Source organism: Streptomyces viridosporus (assembly GCF_002078235.1).
Taxonomy (GTDB): Bacteria; Actinomycetota; Actinomycetes; order Streptomycetales; family Streptomycetaceae; genus Streptomyces; species Streptomyces viridosporus.
Genome location: NZ_MSGP01000743.1, coordinates 1 through 3010 on the forward strand (window position 1 = coordinate 1; position 3010 = coordinate 3010).

Annotated in this window: 1 protein-coding gene and 1 pseudogene; one reads left to right on the forward strand and one right to left on the reverse strand. The window is 71.6% G+C overall.

The annotated features are described in order from the left end of the window. The first annotated feature begins 144 nt into the window (after positions 1 to 144). Positions 145 to 1767, forward strand: coding sequence for an MFS transporter (locus tag B7L92_RS36885; RefSeq protein WP_081241507.1), 1623 nt, complete (start codon positions 145 to 147; stop codon positions 1765 to 1767). 109 nt (positions 1768 to 1876) lie between these two features. Here B7L92_RS36885 and B7L92_RS36890 read toward each other — a convergent pair. Next, positions 1877 to 3010, reverse strand: a pseudogene (locus tag B7L92_RS36890) (hypothetical protein); the annotation flags it as partial.

The window sequence follows — 3010 nt, forward strand, 5'->3', positions numbered from 1 at the left end:
GCCCGGGCAGGCCCTCCTCCGCGACCCCGCGCGCCCCCCTGCCCGCTTCCTCCGGCCGGGTGGGCGCCCCGGGCCCGTCGGGGAACCGCGGCCTGCCTCCGTGCAGTTCCTTCGTCCCCCTTTGAGAAAGAAACGGCTTCCTCCATGGCGTCCACTCCCGTGGATCACTCCGCCCCGGCCACGGCTGCCTCCGCGCAGCCGGGGTCCGCACGCTTCCGGGGCAACCCCTGGCTCGCGCTGATCGCCGTGTCGTTCGGCCTGCTCATGGTGCAGCTCGACGGCTCCGTCGTCGCCATCGCCAACCCGGCGATCGGCAAGGACCTCGGGGCCAGCACCGCGGAGCTGCAGTGGGTCACCAACTCCTACCTGCTCGCGCTCGCCGCCTCGATGATCCTCGGCGGCAAGCTCGGCGACCGGTTCGGCCGGCGCCTGTACTACCTCGTCGGCGTCGGCGGGTTCGTCGTCACCTCGGTCGCCATCGGCCTGGCCGGCAGTGTCGAGGGCGTCATCCTCTTCCGCGCCCTGCAGGGCCTGTGCGGCGGCATCCTGATGCCCAACACCCTGGGCATCCTGCGCGCCGTGTTCCCCCCGAAGAGGTTCGGGCTCGCGGTGGGCATCTGGGGCATGGTCTCGGCCGTCTCCACGTCGCTGGGCCCGATCGTCGGCGGCCTGCTCGTCGAGCACGTCGACTGGACGTGGGTCTTCTACCTGAACGCGCCGATCGGCGTCGTCGCGCTGCTGTTCAGCATGGCGGTCCTCACCGAGTCCAAGAACTCCGGCGACCGCCGGCGCTTCGACATCGCCGGCGTGGTGCTGCTGGCCGCGGGTCTGCTCGCGCTCGTCTTCGGCATCGTCAAGGGCGAGACCTGGGGCTGGACCTCCGCCAGGACCCTCGGCTCCATCGCCCTCGGCCTGGTGCTCCTGACCGTCTTCTGCTGGTACGAGACCCGGCAGGAGAGCCCGCTGCTGCCGATGCGCCTGTTCCGCAACCGGTCGCTGACCACCGGTGCCGTCATGACGCTGCTGAACTTCTTCGTCATGCTCGGCGGCATCTTCTTCATCATGCTGTACCTGCAGAACGTGCGCGGCTACACGCCCGTCGAGGCCGGTGTCAGCACGCTGCCGATGTCGCTCGCCTCGCTGGTCGCCTCGCCGCTCGGCTCCCAGCTGACCGCCCGCTTCGGACCGCGCGTCACGATCCCGCTGGGCCTGGTCCTCTCGGCCGCCGCCATGTTCTCCATGCTCACCTGGACCGTCGACTCGTCCTACGCGACGATGTGGCCGCCGTACATCGCGATGGGCCTCGGCGTCGGCATCGTGCTGCCCGCCACCGCCGCCGCGATCATCGGCAACGCGCCGGTCAGGGACGGCGGTGTGGCGTCCGGCCTGCAGTCCACCATGCTGCAGATCGGTGGTGCGCTCGGCACCTCCGTGCTGGTCACCGTGATCGCCGGCAAGGTCGGCTCCTCGCTGTTCGGCGAGCTCACCGGGGCGGGCGTCCCGGCTTCCGTGGCCCGCGGTCTGGAGAAGGCCGAGGACGCCGTCGCGATGGGCATCGCCCCGGTCTCCTCCGACATGCCGGCGCAGCTCAGGGCCGCGGTCGTCGAGGGCAGCGGGCAGGCGTTCGTCAACGGTCTGCACTCCGCCGTCACCGTCACCGGGATCCTGTGCCTGCTCGGTGCCGTCGCCGCCGTCCTCGGCGTCAAGAGCCGCGCCCAGGAGGCGGAGGCCGGTGCGGAGGCGCCGGTGGTCGTCGCCGCTCACTGAGCGACGGCGCACGCGTGAGGTGTGAGGCACACGTGGCCCACGCGGAAGAGCGGCGCCGCCCGGGTCGCGTCGGACCCGGGCGGCGCCGCTCCCGTGTGTGCGGCTCGCGTCAGCTGGGGTCGGTCTCGATGACCGCGACCCGGTCGCCCGTGCTGGTCAGCGCCTGGCGCAGGGCGCCGTAGACGTCCTGCGGGGTGACCGGCGTCTTCTCGCCGTTGCCCCGGGTGATGAGCACCCCTTCGAACGCCTGGCCGTAGAGCTTCTCCAGGGCGGCCAGGTCGGGCTTGTCGACCAGCTTGCCGCCCACGGCGTCCACCCCGAGGAACTTCCACAGCGAGTTCTGCGGGCTCATCGGGACCGAGTGCTCCGCGTCGGTCTGCACGACCACGTTGGCCGACATCGCCGGCTGGGCGAACTCCTTCATCATCCGGTCGACCTCGGCCTTGGAGACCGTGGGCTGCCGGGTGGTCGTCGGGACGTTCACCGGGGTGGAGGCGCCGGTCTCCACCTGGGTGCGGTACGCCTTCTGCACCGCCTCGGTCGCCTTGTCGACGTCGATGCCCCGGCCCGCCTTGGGGTAGACGGGGACGGCCTTGCCGGACTTGAACTCGATCGAGCCCTCGACCACCGAGCCGGACCCGCCGGCCACGTCCTCGAGGGCGGCGTGCAGCTTCTCCTCGTCCACCGGCACGACCGGTTCGACGACACGGTGGTTGCCGAAGAGCGAGCCGATCACGGAGACCGGGTTGTAGTCGCTCCGGGCGGCCTTGCCGACGGTGGCGTCGGTGTCGAACTGCAGCCCCGCGTTGTCCGGCTCCAGCTCGACGGTCTTGCCGTCGACCGACAGCTTCAGCGGCTTGTTCAGCCGGTCGTCGAGGGCCCGGTCGAGCTTCTTCACGGCCTCGTCGCGGGTGCTGCCGCCGATGTCGACGCCGAGCACGGTGGTGCCCTTGGGCACGTCGGAGTGGTTCATCAGCAGACCGGCGCCGTAGGCGACACCGGCGAGGAAGACCACGGCACCGCCGAGCAGGACGAGCTTGTTGCGCCCCTTCTTCTTCGGCTTCGAGGAGCCCCCCGCGGGAGGGGAGGCCGTCTCGGGCCGCTTCGGGGGCGTGCGCCCCGTCGGAGCGCCGGCGGTGAAGTCCGCGCTCGGCGGCACGAACGGGATGCCGCTGGTGACGGTGTTCCCGGAGACGTTGTCGTGCCGGGCGCCCCAGCCCACGGCGCCCGGCACGACAACGTC

Excerpts from the sequence above, each read along its gene's own strand:
- B7L92_RS36885 (WP_081241507.1), top strand. The coding sequence starts at position 145 with ATGGCGTCCACTCCCGTGGATCACTCCGCCCCGGCCACGGCTGCCTCC.